Origin of the sequence: Micromonospora sp. NPDC052213, assembly GCF_040679695.1 — a bacterium.
GTDB lineage: Bacteria > Actinomycetota > Actinomycetes > Mycobacteriales > Micromonosporaceae > Micromonospora.
In genome coordinates this window covers 1-1,044 of record NZ_JBFAVI010000420.1, presented here as the reverse complement: position 1 = coordinate 1,044, position 1,044 = coordinate 1, and the positions used below count along the sequence as shown (strand labels likewise).

Annotated in this window: 1 protein-coding gene; it reads right to left on the bottom strand. The window is 67.0% G+C overall.

Going from position 1 to position 1,044, the window contains the following annotated elements; all coding sequences use genetic code 11:
- Positions 1 to 224: 224 nt before the first annotated feature.
- Positions 225 to 914 carry a GntR family transcriptional regulator gene (locus tag AB0L34_RS34420; protein WP_051611019.1) on the bottom strand — a complete coding sequence of 230 codons (690 nt, stop codon included), beginning with the start codon at positions 912 to 914 and terminating at the stop codon, positions 225 to 227.
- Between the last annotated feature and the right edge of the window lie 130 nt (positions 915 to 1,044).

The following is a 1,044-nucleotide window of genomic DNA, read 5'->3' as shown; positions in this document are numbered from 1 at the left end:
CGCTCAGCGGGATACTCGTTCGGTGGTGGGTGATCCCGGCGCCCGCTATTTCGGTGCCGCGGTGGCCGAACGCTCGCTGGTTCCCGCCGACGGCGCCCGCATCGCCGGTACGCGCCTGGATGAGTGGCGAACGCGGGCGAGCCACGGTCAGTGACTCGGCGCGAGGGCCGATACGCGATGCCGCTGTCGTCCGACGGATCGAGGCGCGTTGCGGCCGCCGAGTACTACGTGAGACGCACGCCTTTGGACGTCAGGTATTCGATGAGCCCTTCGGCCGAGCTGACCAGATGGTCGGTCATCATGTGCTCGACCCGTTCCCCGTCGCCTGCCCGCATCGCCGCGAGAATTCCCTCGTGGTCGGCGTTCGAACGCTTCCTCCACTGCGGCACTTCGAGCAGGTAGTCGCGCGGCACGTTCAGCGAAACCACCCTGATCGCGGCCATCAGTTTGCGGGACCCGGAAAGCTTGTTGATGTGCCGGTGGAACTGCCAGTTGAGGTCGGCGAGGTTGGTGCGTTCGGAGTTCTCGTGGTAGCTCTCCATGCGCCGGTGCAGGTCTTCGAGGACCGCGTAGTCCGCCTCGGTGGCGAACTCGATCGCCCGCCGCGCGGCGAGCCCGTTGAGCATGCCCTCGATGAGGAACGAGTCGCGCAGGTCGGCCTTGTTCAGCGGCGCGACGACTGTGTGGCGGCCGCCGTCGAGTTCGAGCAGGCCGTCGTAGACCAGCTCGCGCAGGGCGTCACGCACGGGCATGCGGCTCGTGCCGAAGTGCTCGCAGAGTTCCTGTTGCGACAGTCGTGTGCCGGGCAGCAGCCGACCGAAGAAGATGTCCTGCCGGAGGGCGGCCGCGATCTGGGTGCCCAACGGATCTCGCTGGATCACCGCTCGGGCGCTGGCGCTGCTGTCGATGCCCACCTGTCCGCCTCTCTCACGTGGTGAACGTGTGCACGGTATCCGGTGCCGGGGAGGATTCACGAATTTGCCATGCCCAATGGGGGCGAGTATGGCCCGACACGGCCTATCCGGCTCGACCGGATTCGGCGAT